Here is a 23,134-nt window from a genome sequence, read left to right as displayed (position 1 = left end):
GTGGAGGTAAGCCGCAGCCCCCTCCCTGGAAGTCGCGCCGGTCGACGTGGCGACAGAATCGGGAAGCCTCCTATGGGGTCCAGGCTCGGTCGTCTGCTAATCTCCTTGTTGAATTGCCTGAATGGTTCCCGTGCGGCGTTCTCGATTGTGAATCGAGGAGCAGCTACCGGAGCAGCGTAATTCCGCACTGTCCGGCCCGTGTGGGAGCCATTGCATTTCCGGGAGGCGTATGAGTACAGCAGCAGCCGCGCGCCCCTCCTCTACCACCTCGTCGCATAGAATCGATGAAGGTGCAAATGACGTCCACATTGGACGACATCGGGTATGGAGGCAGCCCTCCGATGTTGTCCATCTGGTCATTGATGGCGATATCTCCGCGCAGGAGATCTTGCTCATCTTCGAGCAGTATCGGCTCGCTGCCCGCGAGCACGGCTACGTGCTGGTGATCGCCGATGCTTCAGGGCTCGGCACCGTCTCGGCGGATGCCCGCCGGGCCCTCGGCGGAGGCTCCAGCATTCCAATGCGCGGAACCGTGATCCACAGCACGTCGTTTCACGCGCGCATCATTGCCAGGCTCGTCGCCGGGGTGATGAGCCTCTTCACCCCCACCGACGACCACCCTGTGGTCTTCCTGCCCGGCGAGGCCGAAGCCAACGCCTGGATCAACGCCCGCCGCGTCTCTCTCAGCGCCGTCGCCTGAAGAGCGCGCCGCGCCCCTCGATTCCGTCCTGTTCGACGCTCCTACGGCGCCGTTTCCCGCGCCCGTCCTTCGAGGGCGGCTCCTCCTTCGAGGAGGATCTGAGCGGTGGGGCTGGCCCAGATGCGGCCTGCGGGGTGCATGATCCAGGGGCCGTCGAGGGGGATGGCGGCGAGCTTCCGGCCCGTGGCGCGCTCGACGAGGGTGGTGACGCCGGCGCGCGCGTCGAGGTCGAGGGCGCCGGGGTCCGGGCCGTCGAAGCCGCCCCACCCAGGGAGGGCGCGGAGGGCGCGGAGGGCTTCGGGGGTGGCGTACCAGAGGCGCGTGGAGGAGGTGACGCCGTCGGGGTCGCTGCAGCCGACGAGGGCACACCGGGTGCCGTCGGGCGAGAAGGCCGAGGCGCTGGCGTTCCCTCCCTCGGGGATGGGGAGGTCGACGTGGTGCGCGCCGGTGTCGGCGTGGTGGAGCGCGGCGCCCTTCCAAGGCCGGGAGGTGACGGTGAAGGGGCGCGGCGGACGCGGCGGACGCGGCGCGCGCGGCTCTCGCGGCTCTCCGAGGAGGACGTGTCCTTCGTCGGTGAGGGCGAGCAGCGCGTGGGCGCCGGCCTCACGCAGCTCGGCGAGGAGCGCGCCGCCCAGCGCCGTCGCGGGGGGCAGGAGCGCATCGGGCACGAGGGCGCGGATCCAGGGGACGTGGGGGCGCTGGGCGGCGCGCTCCTCGCGCCAGCGCTGGGCCAGCGCGGCGAGGGTGCCGTCGAAGACGCAGCGCGCGTGGAGCGTGGAGAGGATCTCCTCGGGGTGCGCGCGGAGGAAGGCGAGGTCCACCCGGAGCGCGGCGGCGAGGCCGTCGAGCACCACGCGGCGGGTGCCTCCGGTCGGGAAGCTCGGGGCGAGGTCGAGGAGGCGCTGACGGAGCGCGGGCAGTTCGTCCTTCGCGGCAGCCGCCTCCAGCGTGGCGAGGCTGACCAGGACGGCAAACGCACGCTCAGGATCCGTGGTCATGACCTCACGGTACCCGAAGGAGAGGTGAACGCGCGGGAGTGCTGGACGGACGTCCTTCTGCGCGTCGCGCTGGACGAGATCTCTGGCGCACGCGCGAGGATGTGGGTGAATCTTCAGGTATCCGCGTGGCGTCGAGGCGTCACCGGGGGGGGCAGGGCGATCGATGACGGCAGTGAGCGGGCAGGTGCAGATCGGACGCCACCTCTTCGCGGTGGAGCCGCCCGACGTGATCCGGGTGGTCTTGCACGGCGACCTGTCCGCCGAGGAGCTGCGGGAGACGTTGACGTTCGAGCGGATCCTCGCCGCGGAGAGCGGGCGGGTGCTGCTCATGCTCGACGCCTCGGATCTGGGCCACGTGGGGAGCGAGGCGCGCAAGGCGATCAACGAGACGACCGACATCCCCTTCCGCGGCTACGCCGTCTACGGAGCGAGCTTCCACGCGAGGCTGATCTTCAACATGATGATCCTCGTGCGCAAGCTCCTCATGAAGGGTGAAGAGGTGCCGGCGATCTTCTGTGCGACCGAGGCAGAGGCGCGGCGCTGGATCGAGGCGCGGCGTGTCGCGCTCGACGGTGGTGAGCGCATCCGCTGAGCAGGAAAGGACCCCCACAGGAAGGCGACGACCGCCATGGACAAGCACGCGCGAGGTGAGCCCGCGCTGCGCAATGGCAGGGTGTGCAGGGCCGGTACGGGCCCCCGAGGGCGACGTCACCGAAGAGCACATGGCTTCCGGAATGGCACCGGGGGTTTCCGCAGGGCGGTGAACTTCCACAAGGATGCGATCGGTTCACCGCCGTTTCGCCAGGGGTGGACGGAGGCACACGGCGTCATCCGTCGGCATGCCGTTCGCTTCAGGGGAGATTCCCCCTCCTGGACGGTCGATCACGCACGGCTGTCGCGCCTGCCGTGTGCCCTGCGGGACACGCGCGGAGGGCGCACGACGGCACCGGAGTACCATGGAGCCCCCCCTCTTCCACCTGTCGGATGTCGATACCGTCGAAGCGCCTGTCCCCCCAAGCACCACGAGCACGGTGGAGGCGCAGAGCGCGGCCGAAGAGCCGCCGCGCTCCTCGTGGCGCGGGCGCGGGATGGAGATCGCGAAGCGCTACCAGCTCCTCGACAGGCTCGGTCAGGGCGCGGCAGGTGAGGTGTGGCGGGCCGTGGACACCCGGCTCCGGGCGCACGTGGCGATCAAGCTGCTCTTGCCGCGGGGAAGCTCGGCCGAGCTGATCGCGCGGCAGCGGTTCGTCTTCGAGGCGCAGGTGGAGGCGCGGCTGGCGCAGAGCACCTCGCACGTCGTGGCCGTGCACGACAGCGGGCACGATCCGCGGGTGGGGTCGTTCATGGTCATGGAGTACGTGCAGGGGCGGACGCTGCGCGATCACCTGAACAAGCACGGGCAGATGAGCGTGCCCGAGGCGCTCTCGCTGTTCGAGCAGGTGGCGGACGCGATCATCGCCGCGCACCGCGAGGGGATCGTGCACCGGGACCTGAAGCCGTCCAACCTGCTGCTCCTGGACGGGCCCTCCAACAGCTTCCACGTGAAGGTGGCCGACTTCGGGCTGGCCAAGGGTCTCCGGTCGGATCTCTCCATGGACATGCCTCCCCGCACCGCCTACGGCACGGTGCTCGGGACGCTCTCGTACATGAGCCCCGAGCAGCTCCAGGGGCTCGTGGTGGACGAGAAGACGGATCTCTGGTCGATCGCGGTGATCCTCTACGAGGCGCTCACGGGGGTGTCGCCGTTCCGCGCGGAGACGCCGGCCAAGGTGCTCACCAAGCTGCTCCTGGAGGCGACAGCGGCGCCGTCGACGATCCGGCGGGGGTTGCCGCGCGGGTTCGACGGGTGGTTCGCGACGGCGTTCGCGGCGGATCCGAGCCGGCGGTTCCGCTCGGTGGAGCAGATGCTGGAGGCGTTCCGTCTGGCGAGCGCGACGTCGCCGCTGTCAGGGCTGGAGGCGCGCGCAGGCGGGACGAGGCGGCACGCGAGCTGGGCAGGCTGGGCGTTCCTGGCAGGGCTGGTGGCGACGTCCGTGGGGTGCGGGGCGGCGCTGGTGCTGCAGGAGCCGGAAGCGCCAGGGCTCAGCGCGATGACGTTCAGGCCGCAGGTGGAGGCGCTGAGCGCGCACGGGCTGGCCCTCGCCCGGGCGTCGAGCAAGCAGCGCGCGGCCGGGAAGCTCGCGCAGGCCACGCTCCCCACGGCCGCGCCGGAGGAGAGCGGCGCGCAGCCGCCGAGGAGCTGGGCGTGGGCGCACCAGAAGGAGGCGGTGGAGACCCGGCGGGTGATGCAGCCTGCGCCGGTGCCGCGCACCGTGCCGGCGCGGCTCGACATTCAGCCACTCCCCGAGGCGGGAAGCAGCCCGAGCTCCATCTTCTGAGCCTCGACGAGGGGACTCGCGTCCCCTCGCCCCGTCGGGAGTGAACCCCGACGGAGCCCCACTCCCCGCGAACTGCTCGCGCCAGCCGCCACGCAGTGCCCCTGAGCAGAACGTCTCGCCGTGGGTTTCCTCGGAGGTTCACCTGCGGCCGAGATCCTGGGCGAGCTTGCGGAGGTCGGCGTGGAAGGCCTCCGTGGCTGCGGCCCTGGCGTCCTTGTCCGGCATGCGGAGCAGGGCGGAGGGGTGGTAGGTGGCCATCCACCAGGGGGCCCAGGGGGTGTCGTCGAAGACTTCGCCGCGGCTCGCGGTGAGGCGGAACGAGGGGCCCTGGAACGACTGGGCAGCGCTGGCGCCGAGGCAGAGGATCATCCGCGGGTGGAGGACGTCGACCTCGGCCCGGAGCCAGGTGCTGCAGGCGCGGATCTCGGGCTGGGTCGGGCGGGCGTGGAGGCGGCGCGTGCCGCGGCGCTCGAACTTGAAGTGCTTGACGGCGTTGGTGACGTAGAGCGTGCCCCGATCGAGGCCGACGGCGGCGAGGGCGTCGTCGAGGAGCTTGCCGGCAGGGCCGACGAAGGGGCGGCCTTCGAGGTCCTCGTGATCCCCGGGCTGCTCGCCGACCAGCATCACCTGCGCGTCCTCGGGGCCCTCGCCGAAGACGACCTGGGTCGCGCAGCGGTAGAGGTCACAGCCGCGGCAGGAAGCGGCGGCCTTGCGCAGCGCGGGCAAGGTGCGCTGCGCGGGCAAGGCGTCGGAGGCGGTGGGCGCAGGAGCGGCGTGCTTGGCGATCATGATCTGGGTGCGCTGGGAGGAGTCACGGACGAGATCGTGGACGTTGCGCAGCTCGGGGAGCGTGGCGTGGTAGCGAAGGGGCATGTCCGCGCGCATCTTGCGGAGGTTGACGCGGGCAGGGTCGAACATGGCGGCGTAGTAGGCGCGCCAGAGGTCGAGCAGCTCGGCGTCGGCAGGGACGTCGTGCTCGGCGCGGGGGGCGCCAGGGCCGAAGCGCAAGGTGTCTCCGTCCCAGTGCACGCCCTCGTCGGGGGTGAGGATGGACCAGCGCATGGAGCCGAAGCGGTCGGCGAAGAAGGGGGCGACGCGGGCGGCGATGCGGTGGTCGGGGCGGTGCCAGGCGAGGTAGCGCTCTCCGTCGGGGGTCTCGACGCGGGTGAAGCGCACGAAGGCCTGCATGCGGTGCATGTCCTTGCGGACCTGCTGGTCGAGCTGGGCGAGGCGGCGGATGTCGGGATCGGCAGGGTCGTCGAGGAGGCGCGGCTCGCCGTGCAGGAGGCGGTAGAGGACGCGGTAGAGATGCGCCCAGCGGGCAGGGTCGCGGTGGCAGGCCACATGCTCGGCCATGTCGAGGAAGCGACGGGGGACGCGGGGGGCGTCGGGGGCACGGGGGGCGTCGGGGGCACGCGGGGCGTCGGGTGCGCGTGAGGTGCCAGCGGCGTGGGGCGCGGCGGGTGCGCTGCCGTCGAGGCCGGGCAGGAAGGCCTGGGCGGCGGCGGCGTCGCGGAAGATGAGATCCTCGGGGCGGACGCCGCGGGCAGCGAGGTCGCGCGCAGCAGCGCGGAAGGAGGGGAGGCCGTCGACGGTGACCACCTGGGTCACGTGAGGCGCCCCAGGGCAGGGCCCGCGGTGGGGAGGGCGCCGGGGAGCGCGTCGGGGACGGGCACGAGCAGGCGGGAGGCGGCAGGGTCCGGGGTGACGACGCGGGGGGTGGGGGCGGCGAACAGGTCGAGCTGGCGCGCCGGGACGAGGCGGGCCTGGAGGTCGACGCGGTCGAGGGTGTGGGCCTCGGGGTTCGGTCCGAGGGCGGTGACGAAGGGGCGCACCTTGCGCACGGAGGCGCCGAGCCTGGCCAGGTCGTCGACGCGCAGGGGCCGCACGCGGCGGGCGGCGAGGATGCGGTCCACGGAGTGGACGCCGAGGCCAGGGACGCGGAGGAGGGCTTCGCGGGCGGCGGTGTTGAGGTCGAGGGGGAACAGCGCGCGGTGGCGCAAGGCCCAGGCGAGCTTGGGGTCGTGATCGAGGGGGAGGTCCGGCGCATCCGGGGTGGTCAGCTCGGAGGCGGAGAAGCCGTAATGGCGCATCAACCAGTCGGCCTGGTAGAGGCGGTGCTCGCGCCAGAGGGGCGGGGACTTGGCGGGGAGGCGCGCGTCCGGGCGGGGGATGGGGCTGTAGGCCGAGTAGTAGACGCGGCGGAGGCCGTGGTTCTTGTAGAGCCGGTCGGCAGCGGCGAGGTAGGCCGCGTCGGGGCTCGCGGTGGCGCCGACGATGAGCTGCGTGGTCTGGCCGGCAGGTACGAAGGTGGGGGCGCGCTGGCTGCCCCGGCGCTCCTCCTCGGCCTGCTCGCGGCGGGCATGGATGTGGCGCATGGTCTGCTCGACGGTGACGATCTGCTTGTCGGGGGCGAGGCGATCGAGGTCGGGCTGGGTGGGCAGCTCCAGGTTGGCGCTGAGTCGATCGGCGTGGAGGCCGGCGCGCTCGATGAGCTCGGGAGAGGCGCCAGGGACCGCCTTGAGGTGGATGTAGCCGCGGAAGCCGTGATCCTCGCGGAGCGAGCGCGCGACTTCCGCCATCTGCTCCATGGTGTAGTCGGCGCTGCGGATGACGCCCGAGCTGAGGAAGAGGCCCTCGATGTAGTTGCGGCGGTAGAAGTCGAGGGTGAGGGCGACGACCTCGGAGGGGACGAAGCGGGCGCGCGGGGTGTCGCTGGAGACGCGGTTGATGCAGTACTGGCAGTCGTAGATGCAGTGGTTGGTGAAGAGGATCTTGAGCAGCGACACGCAGCGGCCGTCGGGCGTGTAGCTGTGGCAGATGCCGATGCCCTCGGAGTTGCCGAGGCCGTTGCGATCGCCCTTGCGCCTGGAGCCGCTCGACGAGCACGAGGCGTCGTACTTGGCCGCGTCGGCGAGGATGGTGAGCTTGGCCCTGAGATCCATGGGGTGCAGGTCACCTCATCGTGGGTCCGCGGCGCTGGTGCGCAAGGGGCGAGGCATCGTAGGATGCGGGAAAGATTGGGCTTCCGGGCGGGCTCGGGGGTTCGGGGCAGCTTGACGGGCTGCGCGGACAGGAGGACCCTCAGCGATCGTTTCGACACCTCTCCAGGCCCCATGCATGTCGCTCTGAACATCTTCCCCGAGCCGGTCGCCATCCTCGACAGTCACCTCGAATTCCGCGAGATGAACGCGCTCTGGCGGGAGGCGCTGGCGCCAGCCGGGGGAGCCCCACTCGCGCCAGCCGTACGGACGGCGGTGCGTGCCGTCCTCGAAGGGAAGCTGGAGCGCACCGAGGTGGAGGCTGCAGCGCCCCCGGAAGGCGACGCGAGATACCGCTTCACGGTGGTGGCGATCCCGGGCACGGAGGCGCTGGCGCTCCTGCACGCGCGGGCGCTCCCGGCGCTCCCGGCGCTCCCGGCGACCGCCGCGGTCTCTCCGGTCTCCAGCGCCCCTCACGCCTGCGGAGCCGCAACGGTGCGCGGCGAGGGCGACGAGGTGGCCCGGGCGCAGGCGCTCGCCGAGGAGAACCACGTGCTCCGGGCGGTGATCGACACGATGCCGAGCGCGATCTTCGTGAAGGACCGCCACGGGCGGTTCGTGGTGGTGAACAAGGCGTACGCGGCGCTGCACGGGTCGACCGTGGAGGAGGTGCTCCGCAAGAGCCAGCGCGAGGTGCACGAGAGCGAGGAGAGCGAGGGCTACCTGCGGGCAGACGCGGAGGTGATCCGCAGCGGCCTGGCGAAGACGATGCTGGACGTCTTCACGCCCAGAGGTGGCGAGCCGCGCTACCTCCAGGTGACGAAGCAGCCCGTGGTGCGGCGCTCCGGGGAGGTGCAGGTGCTCGGGTTCGCCAGCGACATCACCGAGAAGCACCTCGCGGAGCTGGCGCGCGACGAGGCGCTGCGCGAGCTGTCGGCGGCCGTGGAGGGGGCCAGGCGGGAGGCGGAGGAGAAGGCGGCGCTGGCCTCGGAGCTCGACCGGCGTCTGGCGGAGATCCAGGCGCAGAACGAGGAGATCCTCACGCTGTCGGCGCCGATCCTGGAGATGGACGCGTCGACCGTGGGGGTGCCGCTGCTCGGCGCGCTCGACGAGGCGCGGGCGGCGACGCTCACGGAGCGGCTGCTCAGGGCCGTCGTGGCGCGCAAGGCGCGGGACGTGATCCTGGACCTGACGGGCATCGAGGCGGTGGACGAGAACACGGCCGGCCGGCTGGTGGGGATCGTGCGGGCCCTCGGGCTGCTCGGGGCGCGCGCCGTGGTGACCGGGATCAGGCCGGCAGTGGCGCAGACGCTGGTGGCGCTCGGGGGAGATCTGTCGGGGATCCGCACGCAGCAGACGCCGGGGGCGGCACTGCGCATGCTCGCGCAGATGCGCCGCTGAAGCGCTGAGCGCTTGGGGCGCGCAGGGGGTCACGCGCGGGCGGCGCGCCTGCGGGAGACCCTGCAGCCGAGGAGCGCGAGGAGGCCGAGGAGGGCGGGAAGGCCAGGGAGGCCGGAGGAGCCGCTGGACACCGCGTGGCACCCGCAGCCGGCAGCGGCAGGGTCATCGCCGACGTCGAGGGGAGCCGGAGGGGGCTCGGCGGGCGGTGTGGACTCGGGAGAGGGGACGCACGTGCCAGCGACGCACAGGCCCCCCTCGCACACGGTGCCGTCGGGCCGGGGCACCTGCGCCTCGCAGGTCTCCGTGAGGGGGTGGCACCAGCCGGCCTCCACGCACGCGCTCCCGGCACACGTGACGGGGGCAGAGGCGCGCTGACAGGGGTTGCCGAGGAGCTTCGCGCGCACCCGCGCGGGGTCCACGTATCCTCCCCCGCCCGGCTCCTCGAACCGGGACTGGGTGGTGGCGAGGAGGGTGAGGCCCTCTCCCGGGCTCGACACCACCGCCGCGCGCGTGGGGGACGGCGCCTCGTCGGTGCGGACGTCGGCCGAGAGCGGGAAGCCCCCCTCGGGGAACACGCTGCCGTCACGCCCGATCCACGTGCCCCAGCTCTCCTCGTTGTCTCCGCGCCTGCGCTGCCAGGAGACCAGGTACACCTCGCCATCGAAGGTGACCCGCGGGTGATGCACCGAGACGCCGCTCGTCACGCGCACGGAGTCCCCGAGCGGGAAGCCCGTGGGCCCGAGGCGCACGGCGCGCAGCTCGTAGTCCACGTCGCCGGGGCCGTAGAACGTGTCTTCCCAGATCAGGAGGGACACGCCGTTGCCCTCCGAGGCGAGCGCGTAGGATCCAGCCCGCATGGTCTGGAGCGAGCCCGCAGCCACGAAGGGCTCGCCCACGGCGGTCGGTCTGGGGCCAGTGGCCGTCACCCTCCAGCCCGTGAGGTGAAACAGGTGAGCGTCGTGGGTGGGCCACACGAGGAGGAAGGCCTCGCCGTCGTGGGTGATCACCGGGGGGTAACCGCCAAGGAGGGTGTCGTCATCGATCGAGAGCACCTCGGGCTGACCGCCAGCGAGGTCTCCGCGGGCGCCGATGCGCGCCACATGGAGGGCGTTCTCGTCCACGCCCTGGCTCTCGCCCCAGGCGACCATGAAATGGTCCCTGCTGGCCGCGGCCGCGGGATCGGTGAAGGGGGAGGGCTCGTCGACCGGCGGCGCCAGGGTGATCGGAACCCGGGAGCCAGAGGCGTCGAGCACCATGGCCAGGATGCCCTGCTGGAACGAGTCCACCTGGTCGTACTGGCCCCGCCACGCCGCGAGGAAGCGCTGGCGTGCGCCGGGCTCCAGGGACGCGGCGGCGACCGTGGGCCTGCTGTCCGGCAGGCCCTGGCCGATGCGGACGGGGGCTTCCACGCGGATCGCCAGGGGCTCGTCCGCGGTGGGCTGCGCGTCGATCACCGCGGTCATGAAGGGGTTCTTGCTGAAGCCCTCAGCCTCCTGCCAGGTGACGAGGCAGGCGCCGCCGCGCCCGCAAGCGAGGTCCGGGACGCGCTGGGCCGAGGGGCGCGTGGCGAGCGTGTGTGGAGCGTCGGGCGCGCTGCCGAGATCGGGATCGACGAGGGCGCCCTGCAGCGTGAGCGCGCCCGTGTTGAAGGGGCCCGTGAGGACACAGCGGGTCGGCGCGTCCGTGCACGCGAGGCCCACGGTCTGCGAGGAGGACCCGAGCCACGAGAGATCCGTTTCCTGCCCCGAGGTCGGCGGCGCCGGCTGGGTGTCGAGCGTGGTGAGGGTGACGGTCGCGTGATTCGAGAGCCAGGCCAGGAGGTGCTCACCAGGCCCGGTGCGGGCGAGGAGCGGGAACCGCGCCGTGGGGTCGGAGGTGACCACGAGAGGTGTCGGGTCGAGCGGCGCTCCAGCCGCATCGAGCTGGAGGACGTTCACGGAAGGGACGCCGGCGTCGATCGCGTACGAGAGGAGATACCCGTCGCCATCCGCCGACAGCGCGAGGTCGCCGAGCTCCTCGGGCTCGAACGGGAGGACCATCTGCGTGGGCCCGAGCCCAGCCTGGTCGAGGCCGGAGACCGCCCTCGTGAAGAGCGCGGTCTGGAGCGCCTGCGTGGACGTGTCGTACCAGAGCCCCTCCCAGGCCACGAGGCAGCCACCGGTGCTGCACGCCGCCGCGAGCCTGGGTGCGCTGACCGGCGTGCTCCCGTCGATGATCATGAAGTCCGTGTCCGGCGGGTCCGAGAGGCCGTCGGGGGTCGGGCTCATCCAGCGCGCCCACACGCCGTCGGCGTTCGCGTACAGGAGCAGGTACCTGCCGGAGGTGGGGTGGCCGGGCGCGGCGTCGAACGCGAGGGCGGGCGGTCCGACGAGCTGACCGATCTGGGAGATCAGGGACCGGGAGAGGATGGGGTTGTTGCCGCTGCCGGGAGGAGCGAGGAGCGCCCCGCGGAGCGTCTCGGCGGGCGTGTTGCCATCCGTCTCTTGCCAGACGACGAGGTACTCGTTCGTGCCGCCTGTCGCCTTGAGCCAGGGGTACGGGCTCCCGGACCACTCGCCGAGGGTCACGCCCACCGGGTCGAGGGGCTGACCGTCAGGATCGAGCAAGGTGGCGCGGATGTGCGCGCTGTTCACGCTGTAGGGCGCTGCTTGCCAGGTGACGAGGAACCCTCCTGGGCCGGCGACGGTCGCGAGGGCGTCGACCTCGAACCGCTCCGCCGTGAGGATCTGAGGGGCGACGGTCTGCTCGGGGCCGAGGGCGGGGCTCTGCGCGCCAAGCGCGGCGAGGCCGAGCGCAGCGGCGAGGAGGACGTGCCCCGTGGCCGCCACCTTTCTCGCTCGCCCAGCACCTTGCCACCTCACGTGATCGGCCATGTTCCCTGCCCCATTCTACGGTGAGACGCTCTGGGCACCCCGGGACACACGCCGGAGTGCGCCGTCGGCGAAGGCTGCCCCGCTCGTGCCAGCGCTGAGCCAGTACACGTGCGAGGCGTCGACGGAGATCGCCATCGGGTGAGGCTCTCCCGTGGCGAGGGTCTTCGGCGTGCCGCCTCCGGTGAGCGTGCTCCGGATCCTCCCCTGGCCCCAGGTGGTCCAGTACACCTCGGCCCCTCCCACGGCGATCGCGTAAGGGTAGTCCTCGCCGCCCGCGATTTCCTGGGTGGTGCCGTCGTTTCCTCCCTGCCAGCGCGCGCGCATCACCTTGCCGTCGGTGCTGCCCAGGGTGCCGGGGACGGTCCAGTAAACGTGCGTCGCGTCCGCAGCGAGGATGCCGGCGTTGCCCTCCGTGAACACCACGGGCGCTGGCGCGTTCGACCCCGCCCGCGCCCAGATGCGCCGGTTGGTGCGGTCGAGCCAGAGCACCGCGTCCGCGACAGCGACGATCGCGGTGGGGTCCTGGGCGTCGAGGTTGAACGCCTCGGGAGCGCCGCCGCCCACCGGGAGTGCCATCACGAAGCCGAGGGACGTGGTCCAGTGGATCCGGCCGCCCTGCTGGGCGAGCGCGCCGCGCGTGCCCTCGCGCTCGGCGAGGAGGCGGGGGAGGAGGAGCGGGTCGAGGCCGCTGCCCACCGGGACGCTGAAGATGGACCGCTCCCCCTCGCTCAGCCACGCCACGCGCAGCGCGTCTCCACCGCCGGGATCGATGACGGTGAGGCCCGCGGGCCGGATCTGGTCCGAGGCGAGGCGCTCGGGGGTGCCGCCTTCGCGGCGGGTCCGCTTGATCTCTCCGTCGGCGGCGCCGCTGCCCGCGTTCGTCCAGTAGACGTGCTCCCCGTGGAGCACGAGGGCCTGAGGGTGCCGCTGGCCAGCGGCAAGGGTGACGGGCGCCACGGGGTCGAGGGCGGGCCCGGCGGTCGGTGCCCAGGGGCCGCAGAGGGGATGGGGCTGGGCCCAGGGGCCGCACGAGGTGGATTGCGCGACACCGAGCGCCTGTGTCGTGCCGGTCCGGTCACAGATCCGGGTCGGCAAGGCGAGGGAGGTGTCCTCCGCGAGGGCGGTGGAGAGCATGGATGCGGGAAGGGGGACGAAGCATCCCTGCTGGTTGCACACGCCGTCACCCTCGGTCTGCACCGCGGTGGCGAGGTCTGCTCTCACCCCGACGCTCCTGCAGGTCGCGGCGTCGAGGAATCTCGGGACTGGCAGCGCGAAGCAGTCGGTGACGGAGAAGCAGGTGCCGTCGCCCGAGCCGTCTCCGCCCCCGAACACGTCCTCCGGTGCGTAGTCCGGGAGGTCCGCGGGAGGGACGAAGGCTGGCACGCAGGCGCCCTCGTGGCACGTCTGGAGGTCGGCCGGGTTCGCCTCTCCTCCCGGGCAGACCACCCCGTCACAGAACCACGAGAGCGGCAGGCGCAGCATGCCCACCGCCCCCTCCGTGGCGCGGGTCACGGCCTGGCGGGTGACGCGCGGGACGCCGCCCTTGAGCGCCGTGGCGCGGAAGGTGACGAGCGCGGTGGGGTCGTGGACGACGACGCCCAGGGTGGCGGGGAGCTGGAGGGCATCGCCCGCGGTGGGGAAGTCCGAGGCGAACTGCACCTCGCCGCCGGTGACGATCTCGATGGAGACCTGCTCGATGTCCTTCGGCACGGCGAGATCGCTCTCGAGCACGATCATGATCTCGGCGGGGCCGTCGACGCAGCCCGGGGCCGTCGACGCGAGGAGCGCGATCATGGCGAGGCCACGGAGGCGCCGCGCGGGAGAGGAGCGGGGGATCACTTGGTGAGTGGCTTGAGCTTCATGTTGGAGAGGGAGTAGGGGTCCGCCGAGGACGCCGCAGGCGGAGGCTCAGGGGCCTGCGGTGGCGCCGCTGCCTCGGGGCGTCCCGCACTGGATGCGGGCTTCCTGCCGGAGGCGGCCGGGGTCGCTGCCGCGGAGACGGCGGGCGTGGCAGAGGGCTCGGGCGCGTCTGGCGCGGGCGGCGAGGTGGAAGGCGCAGAGGTTGCCGCGGAGGGCGCCGTGATCGCCTGAGGGGACGCGGCGGCCTTCGCGGCGGTGGTCCCAGGGTCCGTGTCGCCCGGCGCGGTCGGCAAGGTCGGCAAGGTCGGCAAGGTCGGCAAGGTCGGCAAGGTCGGCAAGGTCGGCAAGGTCGACGAGGTCGGCAAGGTCAGTGCGGTCGGCGAGGTCGAAGGATGCGTCGGCGCGTGGGTGAGGGTCGTCCGCAGGAACGCGCCCACCACGCCTGCGGCGAGCGCGCCGAGGGCGGTGGCCGCCATCAGGCTGCGGCGCCGCGCAGGCGCGACCTCCACGGCCGGGGCCGACATGCCGGCGTTGCGGTAGATCGCTTGCACCCGGTCGATGGAGGGCCGCGCCCGTGGGGGCGCCAGCGCGCGCAGGTCGCGCGAGAGGGCGGCGATGTCGGGGTAGCGGTGGGCCGGGTCCTTCTCCATGCAGCGCCGGACGATCTTCTCAAGATGCCGCGGCGCGTCCGGGCGGCGGGGGCGCAGCGAGGGCGCGACCTCGAAGAGGATCTGCTGGCGCAGCTCGGACATGGTGGAGGCCGCGAAGGGGGGCGCGCCCGCGACGAGCTCGAAGAGGATGGCGCCGATGGACCAGATGTCCGTCGCGGGCCCCACGCTGCGCGCCGAGGTGAGCTGCTCAGGGGACATGTACAGGGGGGAGCCGAGGACCTGCCGGGTGCGGGTCATGTGCAGGCTCGCTGGCGGCTCGTTGCCGTCGCGGGGCAGGGTCTTGGAGATGCCGAAGTCGAGGACCTTGATGGTGGGAGAGCCGTCGGGGCGGCGGGCGAGGAAGAGGTTCGAGGGCTTGAGGTCGCGGTGCACGATGCCGATGGTGTGCGCCTCGGCGATGGCCTCGCAGGCCTGCAGCACCAGCTCGATGGCGTCCCGCACCGGCATCGGCCCTTCGCGCACCAGCACCTCGGCGAGGTCCTGGCCGTCGAGGTACTCCATGACGATGTACGGGATGCCGCTCGGTAGCTTGCCCACGTCGAGGACCCGGGCCACGTGCTCGCCCTTGATCTTCGCGGCGGCGCGGGCCTCGTGCATGAAGCGCGCGAGCGCCTGGCCGCTCTCCAGCGACTCGGGCAGGAGGAGCTTCAGCGCCACCCGCTCGCGCAGCTCCACGTGCTCGGCGGCGAGCACCTGGCCCATGCCGCCCTTGCCGAGGACACGCTCGATCCGGTACTTGCCGGCGAGCACCGTGCCGGGCTCGACGTTCAGCGCTTCCACCCCCACGAGGCCCGAGGCGAGGGTGCCGGAGGGCGGGACGAGCGCCGTCTCGGCGTTGGGGTGGACGTCACCCCGGGCACCCACCGGAGGCTCACCTTTCAGCAGCGTATGGACGTCTCCCCGGGCGTCCGCCGGAGGGTCGTTGTCCTCCAGCGTATCGTGCTCGGGGACCCTGGGCTCCGGCTCCATGCGCTTGCTCTTTTGTACAGCGGATGCGCCAGGAAAGGCGGGGAAAGGCAGGGAGACGTTGCCCTTCGACGCCCTTTTCCTCACATGACCACGACGGTCAGGCGACCTCGGACGAGGCTGCCTCCTGGAGGAGCGCCCAGCAGTGGCGCACGTGATCCATGGTCTGCCGCGGGTTACCGATGTTCACCCGGATGGTGTACCGGCCGCCGAGGCGGGTGTGTGACAGGAAGATCTGCCCGCTCCGGTTGACGTGGTCGAGGATCGCCTCGTTGAGCGCGTCGATTTCCTGCCGCACCTCGGGCTCGTCTTCACGACCGGCGAGCGCGACGGGCACGTGGCGCAGGCACACGGTGGCGAACGGGATCGGCGCCATGCGCTGGAAGGTGGGGTGCGCGTCCACCCATCCCCCGAGCTCCTGCGCCATCCGGCAGTGCTCGCGCACGCGCGCGGCCAGGCCCTCCGCGCCGAAGTAGCGGATCAGCATCCACATCTTCAGCGCCCTGAAGCGCCGGCCGAGCTGGATGCCGTACTCGTGGTAGTCGTGCGCCTCGCCCTGCTGGCGCACCCGCAGGTACTCCGGCACCAGGCTGAACGCGTCCCGGAACACCTCCGGGGAGCGGAAGAGGAGCAGCGAGGCGTCGAACGGCGTGAACAGCCACTTGTGGGGGTTCACCACGATCGAGTCGGCGTGCTCCCAGCCCTGGAAGAGGTGCCGCATCTCGGGAGCCACCGCCGCGGCGCCCCCGTAGGCCGCGTCCACGTGGAGCCACAGCCGCTCGCGGCGGCAGATGGCGGCGATCTCCGCCGTGGGATCGATGCTCGTGGACGAGGTGGTGCCGATGGTGGCCACCACGCAGAAGGGCAGGAAGCCCGCGGCCCGGTCCTCCGCGATGGCCGCGGCGAGCGCGTCGGGGCGCATGCGGAAGACCTCGTCGACCGCGACGCGACGCACGCCGGCGCGGCCGACGCCGGAGACGATGGCCGCCTTCTCCAGCGAGGAGTGGGTCTCGGTGGAGCAGTACATCCGCAGCCGCCCGACCTCGGGTCTGCCAGCGAGGCCCTCGTCGCGGGCGTCGAGGCCCGGGACGACGTGGCGCGCCGCGACGAGGGACAGCAGCGACGAGATGGAGGCTGTGTCGGTGAACATCCCATCGAAGATGTCGGGGAGGCCGAAGAGCTGGCGCAGCCAGGAGACGGTGACCTCCTCGACCTCGGTCGAGGCCGGGGCATTTCGCCACAGCATGACGTTGGAGTTCAGGCCCGCGGCGAGCCACTCGCCGAGGATCCCCGGGCCGGTCGCGACCGAGGGGAAGTAGGCCATGAACCCCGGGTGCTGCCAGTGGGTGATGTTCGGCTCGATGATGCGGGCGTAGTCCCCGAGGATCGCGTCGAGCGCCTCGGGGGCAGAGGGGGGCGCCGCGGAGAGCTGTCGGCGCACGTCTCCCGGCTCGATCGGCGGCAAGATGGGCAGCGCCTCGAGCCGTTCGAGGTATCCGGCCACCTGCTCGACCACCCGCGCGCCGGCTTCGCGGAAGTCGGCGGGGCTCATGTCACCAAGTCCACGTTGAGCGTCATGCAGGCGGTGGGCGTCCGTCATCGCGGCTCTGATAGGATGCCCAGGTCCAGGGACCAAGATGAAAGGTGTGGCATGCGGATCCATGGCGTTGGTGCCTTCGTCCTCTATGCGAACGACCCCGAGGCGCTCAGCACGTTCTACGGACGCCTCCTTGGGGTGACATTCACGCGCGCGGGAGCGCGCCGCTTCGAAGCGCGCGTGGGCTCCGAGAGCGGGCCGCGCCTCGTCCTGGAGGGCAGCGCGGAGCCGCTCGGCGAGGGGGCGCGAGATGCCGCGCTGCTGTTCCTCGTGGACGACCTCGGCGCGCTCGTGCGGAGGCTCGAGCACCGCGGGATCGACCTGCATCGGGACGAGGAGGTCGACGGCAAACGCCGCGCCTGGATCCGCGATCCCGAAGGGCGCTCCGTGGCGCTGGAGCAGGCGCCGCCCGTCGAGGCAGGGGCCTCCCTCGACGCCGGAGAGGCGCGAGCGGGAGCGCCCGGCGTGCCCGGCGTGCCCGGCGTTGCAGAGAGAAGCGCCTCCGGAGCCGAGGTCACCGCGGTGGCGTCCGTACGCCTCGCACCCGCGGGCGCGGTGGCGGACATGCCGTTCGCCGCCCCGGGAGCGCTGCCTGACATGGCCCCGGGAGCCGGCGAGAAGGACACCCTGCCGGGGGCGACGGCCCAGGCGGCGGAGGACCTCGCGGCGCAGGCCTCGACCACGGCGGAGTCCGCGGCGACCGACGACGGGAGCACGCGCAAGGAGGTCGAGGTGACGCAGCAAGGGTCGAAGCAGGAGGAGGGCGCGGCCAGCACAGGCGCGGACGCGCCCGAGGCCGGACGCGCGGGCGAGAACGCAGGCGAGAACGCGGGCGAGAACGCAGGCGAGAACGCAGGCGAGGGGGATGAGCGTGAGGGCGACGCCGGCAGCCCCAGCATGGTGCCGGCGCCGCCGGAGCACGTGGGCGCCCCGGCGCCGCTCATCGTCTCGGTCAGGCCGGACAAGCTGTCTTCCCAGTTCGGCGGGACGCTCAGGCTCCTCGGCGCCAACTTCGCCGACGGCTGCAAGATCCGCTTCGGGGGGGCAGTGTGTGATGCGCGGCGGATCGACACGGGGCTCATCGAGGTGAACGCACCGCCGCGTGCCCCTGGCCCTTGCCCCATCGAGGTGGAGAACCCCGACGGGCAGGGTGTCGCGGGCGCCGTCCTGTATGCGAGCGGCCCCGAGATCGCCCACCTCCTGCCCGCCGAAGGCCCCCCTCGGGGAGGGACCGAGGTGCTCATCGAGGGCACCGGCTTCGAGCAAGGGTGCGTCGTCTCGTTCTACGGCACCCGCTCGCCGGAGGTGCGGTTCGAGAGCGCGACGCGGGTGTGGTTCGTCACCCCCGCGCAGGACGAGGGGCCGCTGCGGGGCGAGGTGAGGCTGACCAACCCCGATGGGCTCTCGTGCGCCGCGCCTCAGGGCTTCTCCTACCGCCTCGGCAACCCCCGGCTCTTCGCGGTGTCGCCGGATCGCGGCTACCTCGGTGGCACGAAGCGCATCACCGTCACCGGCAAGGACCTGGAGTCCGGGTGCGTGGGCCGCATCGGGGGTCAGGCCGCAGCGACCACCTGGCGCAACGCCAACACGGTGGACCTCATCGTGCCGCCCGTGGAGCAGCCCGGCGCGGTGGACGTGGAGATCGAGAACCCCGACGGGCAGATCGCGCGTGCGCCGGGGGCGTTCACGTACGAGCTGCCGCCAGCGCCGCCCAAGCTGATCGAGGTGCGCCCGGCTCAGGGCTTCCTCGGCGGAGGGCAGGAGATCCACCTGCACGGCGACAACTTCGACGAGGCGACGGTGGTCCGGATCGGCGAGATCCGGGTGAGCGCGCAGGTCGTCAGCCGCAACGAGCTCGTCATCGAGCTACCGCCGCGCGCGCAGCCCGGCGTGGTCGCCATCGATCTCCTCGACGGCAGCGGCGTCCTGGTACGACGGGAAGACGGGTTCACGTACGTCGAGCGACCGGCTCCCCGGATCACCGGGGTCACCCCCCGCACCGGCCCTCTCTCCGGTGGCACGCGGGCGGTCATCGAGGGCGAGCACTTCACCTCGAACGTGTCCGTGCGGGTCGGCAAGCAACCCCCCAGCCGGGTCGTGGTGCGGTCCGCCACCCAGATCGAGATCGTCACCCCCGCCTCCCGGGAAGCGGGCTTCGTCGACGTGGAGATCACCTCGCCCGAGGCGGGTCACACCGTCGCCAAGAGCGCTTTCCGGTACGAGGCAGCCCCCCCGCCGGTCATCGAGTCCGTGGCCCCGAACCGGGGCACCGTGGACGGCGGGACGGAGCTGAGCATCAGTGGCAAGGGCTTCAGCGCAGACAGCAAGATACTCATCGGCGGCAAGCCGGCCGGGCGCGTCAAGGTGGTGAACGCCACCACGATCGACGCCACGACGCCGCCTGGATCGGACGGACAGATGGTCGACGTCGTGGTGCGCAATCCTGACGGCAAAGAAGCATCTTCCAGACGTGCCTTTCAGTACGACGCGCGGTATCGAGGCTAGATGCTGCCCAGCAATGATGATCGGGACGACGTGATCCGGGGGTTGGAGGAGGAGCTCCAGCACGCCCAGCGGAAGCTCGCGCTCCTGTACCGTCAGGCGCCCGTCGGCGTCATCGAGTGGGATGGGAACTTCAAGGTCACCGAGTGGAACGCCACGACCGAGCGCATCTTCGGCTACTCGCGCGACGAAGCGCTCGGGAAGTTCGGGCCGGAGTTGGTCGTCGGCGAAGACCTGAAGCCCCACATCCAGACCTACTGGGACAGCATCGTCGCGCAGCGGCTCACGACCAGCACCGTCAACGAGAACATCCGCAAGGACGGGCGCGTCATCGTCTGCGAGTGGCACAACGCGGTCCTCGCCGACAGCGACGGGAGGATCATCGGCGTCACCTCGCTCGTGTTCGACGTCACCGAGCGCCACCAGGCCGAGCAAGCCTTGCGGCAGCGCGAGCGCGCGCAGGCAGCCACCATCGACCAGCTCTCCACGCCCGTGCTCGACCTGTGGCAGGGCATCGTCGCCGTGCCCATCCTCGGCGCGCTCGACACCGGACGCGCCGCGCGCATGACCGAGGCCGTCCTCGCGGCGATCGTGGATCGAACAGCGGCCTACACCATCCTCGACCTCACGGGCGCCGAGTCCCTGGACGCCTCCATCGCCGGTCACCTCGGCCAGCTCGTGCGCGCCGTCCGGCTCCTCGGCGCGACCTGCCTGGTGTCGGGCATGGGCCCGGGCCTGGCGCGCCTGCTCACCGAGCACGGCGTCGCGCTGGAGGTGCAGAGCTTCGGGACGCTGCGCGCGGCCCTCGCCTTCGCCCTCACCGCCGCCCGCTCCGGGGCGCAGGTCGGGCGCCGCGGTTGAGGGCTCCCCTGCGCCCGGGCCGCAGCGTCGCCTCTGCCCTCACCCTCGCCGTGAGCGCGGCCTTGCTCTTCGGCTCGGGCGCGGCGGCGCTCGTCTACCAGATCGCCTGGCAGCGCGAGTTCCGCCTGATCTTCGGCTCGTCGACCGCGGCCTCCGCCGCCGTGCTCGCCATCTTCATCGGAGGCACCGGCGCTGGCAGCCTGCTGCTCGGCAAGCGCGCCGACGCGCACCCGCGCCCCCTCCGCCTCTACGCCGCCCTGGAGCTCGCGATCGCTGCCCTCGCCGCGATCTCCCCTCCCCTGTTCGACCTCGCGCGCGCCGCCTACCGCAGCGTGGGCGGCACCTTCCACCTCGGCATGGGCGCCGGCACCCTCCTCCGCCTGCTGCTCGCGGCCCTGGTGCTCGGCGCGCCCACCGTGCTCATGGGCGGCACCCTGCCCGCCGCGGTCCGCAGCGTCGCGCCCGCGTCGGACGCGCGCCGCCGCGTGGTGGGGCTGCTCTACGCGGCGAACACCCTGGGGGCCGTGGTCGGCTGCACCAGCGCCACCTTCGGCCTCCTGGAGGCCCTGGGCACGCGACGCACCCTGTGGGCCGCCTGCGCCGCCAACGCCGTGGTCGCGCTGCTCGCGTGGGCCCTCTCCACACCCTCGCGCACCTCCACCATGCAGCACGCAGCGCGCGCGCCGCACGCGCAGGCCCCTGCGAACGTCCCGACCCCTCCCTCCACCGAACCTGCGCCTCCGCCCGTGCCTGCGCCAGTGCCGGTCCCGGTCCCGGAGGCCGCTCCCTCTCCCGCCGAAGCCCCTCCCCTGCCCTCCCGCTTCGTCCTCGCCTTCGCCGCGCTCTCGGGCTTCGTCTTCTTCTGGATGGAGCTCGTCTGGTACCGGATGCTGGGGCCTCTCCTCGGCGGCACCGTCTACACCTTCGGGCTCATCCTCGCGGTCGCGCTGCTCGGCATCGGCCTCGGAGGCCTCGCCTACGGCGCCACGCCGCGCCGCGCGCGCGCCACGTCAGGTGGGCTCGCCCTCACCTGCGCCATCGAGGCCCTCGGCCTGGCCATCCCTTTCGCGCTCGGTGACCGCATCGCGCTTCTGGCCCTCGCGGTCCGCCCCGACGCCGGCGCGCCCCTCACCCACTACCTCCCTGGCTGGTTCGCCATCACCGCCATCGTCATCCTGCCCGCCGCGCTCGTGGCCGGCGTGCAGTACCCGCTGCTCATCGCCCTGCTCGGCGCTGGCCGCGAGCAGGTCGGGCGCCACGTGGGCACGGCCGCCGCCTGCAACACGCTCGGCGCGATGGCTGGCTCGCTCCTCGGCGGCTTCATCCTCCTGCCGGGCCTCAATGCGGTCGGCTCGTGGCGCGCCGTGGTGGTCGCGCTGGTGCTGATGGGCCTCGCCGCGTGGCTGTACCCGGCGCGCGCGTGCCTCCGCGCCAGCAGCGATGACCTCCGCCCGGCGCATGGGCGCGCGTGGCGCCGCCTCCCCCTCGCCGCGCCCCTCCTCATGGCCCTCGCGCTCCTCGCCCTCGCGGCCGACGGCCCCACCGCCGCCTTCCGCCACAGCCCCATCGGCGCGGGGCGGGTCGACGCGGTCTACCTGAGCACACCGGCCTTCGCCCGCTCCTTCCTCCAGAGCGCCCGCGAGGTGATCGTCTGGGAGACCGAAGGCCGGGAGAGCAGCGTCGCCCTCGATGCCACCGACGGCCTGGCCATGGTCGTGAACGGCAAGGTCGACGGCAACGCCCGCGGCGACGCCTCCACCCAGGTCATGGGTGGCCTCCTCGGCGCCGCGCTCCACCCCGCGCCCGAGAGCGCCATGGTCATCGGCTTCGGCACCGGCAGCTCCGCGGGCTGGCTCGCCGCCGTCCCTTCCATCACCCGCGTCGACGTCGCCGAGCTGGAGCCCGCCATGCGCGAGATCGGCGCGCGCTGTGCCCCCGTGAACCACGACGCCCTCCGCAACCCGCGCCTGCGCATGCTCGTGGGCGACGCGCGCGAGATCCTCCTCACCGTCCCTGCCCGCTACGACGTCATCTTCTCCGAGCCCTCCAACCCCTACCGCGCCGGCGTCGCCAGCCTCTTCACCCGCGAGTACTACGAGGCCGCCCGGAGCCGGCTCAACCAGGGCGGGCTGTTCCTGCAGTGGGTGCAGGCCTACGAGATCGACGCAGGCACCCTGCAGACGCTCTATGCCACCCTCGGATCGGTCTTCCCCCACGTGGAGACCTGGTACATCGGCTGGCACGACCTCTTGCTCGTCGGCTCGATGGAGCCGCCCCGGCACGACGCCCGCGCCCTGCGCGCCCGCCTCGCGGAGCAGCCCTACCGTGACGCCCTCGCGCTCGCGTGGCGCACGGAGAGCCTGGAGGGCTTCCTCGCCCACCACCTCGCGCCTCCCGCCTTCGCCTCTGCATTCATGGCGCGCCCGGGCCAGGCGGTGAACACCGACGACCGCAACCAGGTCGAGTTCGGCTTCGCCCGCCACGTGGGCCACTTCAGCAGCGTCGACGACCTCTTCACGCCCCTGCGCAAGGACGGGTCCCACCGCCCCGTGCTGCTCCACGACGACGTGGACTGGGCGCGCGTCGAAGAGGAGCGGCTCTTCCAGATCGCGGGCGACGGCACCGAGCCCGAGGTCCCCGAGAACCTCGCCCCCGATCAGGAGGTGCGCGCGCAGGCGGCCGTCAACTGGGTGGCCGGCAACATCGACGGGGCGCTCGCGAAGTGGCAGTTCCAGGAGCGGGCTCCCCTGAGCATCAACGAGCGCTCCCTCGTCGCCGAGGGCCTCGCCAATGCCGGCGATGACGCCGCCCTCCCGATCATCGCCGCGCTCGAACGCACCCACCCCCTCGAAGCCGGCGCCCACCGCGCCCGCCTCACCTTCCGCAAGGGCGACCGGGCCAGGGCGGCGACCCAGCTCGCGCAGGTCTTCACCGGCCTGCGCGCGGACCCCTGGCCCTCCACCTCCGTGATCGGCCGCGCGCTCACGCTCGCCACGGACATGGCCACCGCGGCGCCGCCAGGGCAGCCAGGCGTTTCACCCGATCCGGTGGCCAGGCTCCTGTTCGACGCGCTGGAGCAGCCTTTCTCCGTGCTGGTGCTCGAGCAATCCCGCAAGCTCACCCGCGTCGCCATCGCCCGCTCCCAGGCCGAGCACGACCTCTGCGTGGCCGCCTTCGCCGCGCTGGAGCCTCACCCCCCCTGGGATCGCGAGCAGCTCGACGCGCGGCGCACCTGCTACGCCCGCTGGAACCACCCGCTCGCCCGCGACGCAGCCCGCGATCTCGACCGCTTCGATGCCTGCCACGACCTGCGCGGCTGGCTCTTCTGTCTGTAGACGGCGAGGTG

14 protein-coding genes are annotated in these 23,134 nt (G+C 72.5%); 7 read left to right on the top strand and 7 right to left on the bottom strand.

Features of this window, described 5'->3' with window-relative positions:
- The first annotated feature begins 229 nt into the window (after nt 1–229).
- A complete protein-coding gene (locus tag CAP_RS36325) occupies nt 230–700 on the top strand; it encodes a hypothetical protein (RefSeq protein WP_156041467.1) in 471 nt (156 codons plus the stop codon).
- A 41-nt stretch (nt 701–741) separates the two neighbouring features.
- Here the strand turns inward: CAP_RS36325 and CAP_RS36320 are convergent, their stop codons facing one another.
- A complete protein-coding gene (locus CAP_RS36320) occupies nt 742–1,698 on the bottom strand; it encodes a hypothetical protein (RefSeq protein ID WP_044249441.1) in 957 nt (318 codons plus the stop codon).
- Between the two features lie 163 nt (nt 1,699–1,861).
- On the opposite strand from CAP_RS36320, the gene CAP_RS36315 reads away from it, so the two are divergent.
- On the top strand, nt 1,862–2,290 hold the full coding sequence (locus CAP_RS36315; protein WP_044249438.1) for a SpoIIAA family protein: 429 nt from the start codon (nt 1,862–1,864) through the stop codon (nt 2,288–2,290).
- A 364-nt stretch (nt 2,291–2,654) separates the two neighbouring features.
- Nucleotides 2,655–4,076 (top strand): serine/threonine-protein kinase, encoded by a 1,422-nt coding sequence (locus CAP_RS46325; protein ID WP_052376613.1) that lies wholly within the window; start codon nt 2,655–2,657, stop codon nt 4,074–4,076.
- 138 nt (nt 4,077–4,214) lie between these two features.
- Here CAP_RS46325 and CAP_RS36305 read toward each other — a convergent pair whose 3' ends face one another.
- Both CAP_RS36305 and CAP_RS36300 read right to left on the bottom strand, forming a co-directional pair.
- Nucleotides 4,215–5,687, bottom strand: coding sequence for a UdgX family uracil-DNA binding protein (locus tag CAP_RS36305; protein WP_044249436.1), 1,473 nt, complete (start codon nt 5,685–5,687; stop codon nt 4,215–4,217).
- Nucleotides 5,684–7,021 (bottom strand): putative DNA modification/repair radical SAM protein, encoded by a 1,338-nt coding sequence (locus tag CAP_RS36300; RefSeq protein ID WP_063748804.1) that lies wholly within the window; start codon nt 7,019–7,021, stop codon nt 5,684–5,686. The genes CAP_RS36305 and CAP_RS36300 overlap by 4 nt, the downstream gene beginning before the upstream one ends.
- 171 nt (nt 7,022–7,192) lie before the next feature.
- On the opposite strand from CAP_RS36300, the gene CAP_RS46320 reads away from it, so the two are divergent.
- Nucleotides 7,193–8,458, top strand: a complete 1,266-nt coding sequence (locus tag CAP_RS46320; RefSeq protein WP_052376611.1) for a PAS domain-containing protein — start codon at nt 7,193–7,195, stop codon at nt 8,456–8,458.
- A 29-nt stretch (nt 8,459–8,487) separates the two neighbouring features.
- On the opposite strand, the gene CAP_RS36290 is transcribed toward CAP_RS46320, so the two are convergent.
- From CAP_RS36290 to CAP_RS36275, 4 genes are all read right to left on the bottom strand, one after another.
- Nucleotides 8,488–11,286 (bottom strand): hypothetical protein, encoded by a 2,799-nt coding sequence (locus CAP_RS36290; protein WP_044249433.1) that lies wholly within the window; start codon nt 11,284–11,286, stop codon nt 8,488–8,490.
- Nucleotides 11,287–11,346: 60 nt separating this feature from the next.
- The gene (locus tag CAP_RS36285) at nt 11,347–13,125 is read right to left on the bottom strand and encodes a hypothetical protein (RefSeq protein ID WP_231511907.1); all 1,779 of its coding nucleotides are present in this window, start codon (nt 13,123–13,125) and stop codon (nt 11,347–11,349) included.
- 41 nt (nt 13,126–13,166) lie between these two features.
- Nucleotides 13,167–14,831 carry a serine/threonine-protein kinase gene (locus CAP_RS36280; protein ID WP_052376610.1) on the bottom strand — a complete coding sequence of 555 codons (1,665 nt, stop codon included), beginning with the start codon at nt 14,829–14,831 and terminating at the stop codon, nt 13,167–13,169.
- Nucleotides 14,832–14,928: 97 nt separating this feature from the next.
- Nucleotides 14,929–16,380 carry a pyridoxal phosphate-dependent decarboxylase family protein gene (locus tag CAP_RS36275; RefSeq protein WP_044249429.1) on the bottom strand — a complete coding sequence of 484 codons (1,452 nt, stop codon included), beginning with the start codon at nt 16,378–16,380 and terminating at the stop codon, nt 14,929–14,931.
- A gap of 99 nt (nt 16,381–16,479) precedes the next feature.
- On the opposite strand from CAP_RS36275, the gene CAP_RS36270 reads away from it, so the two are divergent.
- From CAP_RS36270 to CAP_RS36260, 3 genes are read left to right on the top strand one after another with little or no spacing between them, the layout of a single operon-like run.
- Nucleotides 16,480–18,930 (top strand): IPT/TIG domain-containing protein, encoded by a 2,451-nt coding sequence (locus tag CAP_RS36270; protein WP_044249425.1) that lies wholly within the window; start codon nt 16,480–16,482, stop codon nt 18,928–18,930.
- The gene (locus CAP_RS36265; RefSeq protein WP_044249423.1) at nt 18,931–19,788 is read left to right on the top strand and encodes a PAS domain S-box protein; all 858 of its coding nucleotides are present in this window, start codon (nt 18,931–18,933) and stop codon (nt 19,786–19,788) included.
- Nucleotides 19,785–23,123, top strand: coding sequence for a fused MFS/spermidine synthase (locus CAP_RS36260; protein WP_052376609.1), 3,339 nt, complete (start codon nt 19,785–19,787; stop codon nt 23,121–23,123). The genes CAP_RS36265 and CAP_RS36260 overlap by 4 nt, the downstream gene beginning before the upstream one ends.
- The last annotated feature ends 11 nt before the right edge of the window (nt 23,124–23,134 follow it).

The sequence above is a fragment of the Chondromyces apiculatus DSM 436 genome (assembly GCF_000601485.1).
Classification (GTDB): Bacteria; Myxococcota_A; Polyangia; order Polyangiales; family Polyangiaceae; genus Chondromyces; species Chondromyces apiculatus.
This window is presented reverse-complemented; position numbering and strand designations above follow the sequence as displayed.

Excerpts from the sequence above, each read along its gene's own strand:
- CAP_RS36325 (WP_156041467.1), top strand. The coding sequence starts at position 230 with ATGAGTACAGCAGCAGCCGCGCGCCCCTCCTCTACCACCTCGTCGCAT.
- CAP_RS36320 (WP_044249441.1), bottom strand. The coding sequence starts at position 1,698 with ATGACCACGGATCCTGAGCGTGCGTTTGCCGTCCTGGTCAGCCTCGCC.
- CAP_RS36315 (WP_044249438.1), top strand. The coding sequence starts at position 1,862 with ATGACGGCAGTGAGCGGGCAGGTGCAGATCGGACGCCACCTCTTCGCG.
- CAP_RS46325 (WP_052376613.1), top strand. The coding sequence starts at position 2,655 with ATGGAGCCCCCCCTCTTCCACCTGTCGGATGTCGATACCGTCGAAGCG.
- CAP_RS36300 (WP_063748804.1), bottom strand. The coding sequence starts at position 7,021 with ATGGATCTCAGGGCCAAGCTCACCATCCTCGCCGACGCGGCCAAGTAC.
- CAP_RS46320 (WP_052376611.1), top strand. The coding sequence starts at position 7,193 with ATGCATGTCGCTCTGAACATCTTCCCCGAGCCGGTCGCCATCCTCGAC.
- CAP_RS36285 (WP_231511907.1), bottom strand. The coding sequence starts at position 13,125 with ATGATCGCGCTCCTCGCGTCGACGGCCCCGGGCTGCGTCGACGGCCCC.
- CAP_RS36280 (WP_052376610.1), bottom strand. The coding sequence starts at position 14,831 with ATGGAGCCGGAGCCCAGGGTCCCCGAGCACGATACGCTGGAGGACAAC.
- CAP_RS36275 (WP_044249429.1), bottom strand. The coding sequence starts at position 16,380 with ATGAGCCCCGCCGACTTCCGCGAAGCCGGCGCGCGGGTGGTCGAGCAG.
- CAP_RS36270 (WP_044249425.1), top strand. The coding sequence starts at position 16,480 with ATGCGGATCCATGGCGTTGGTGCCTTCGTCCTCTATGCGAACGACCCC.
- CAP_RS36265 (WP_044249423.1), top strand. The coding sequence starts at position 18,931 with ATGCTGCCCAGCAATGATGATCGGGACGACGTGATCCGGGGGTTGGAG.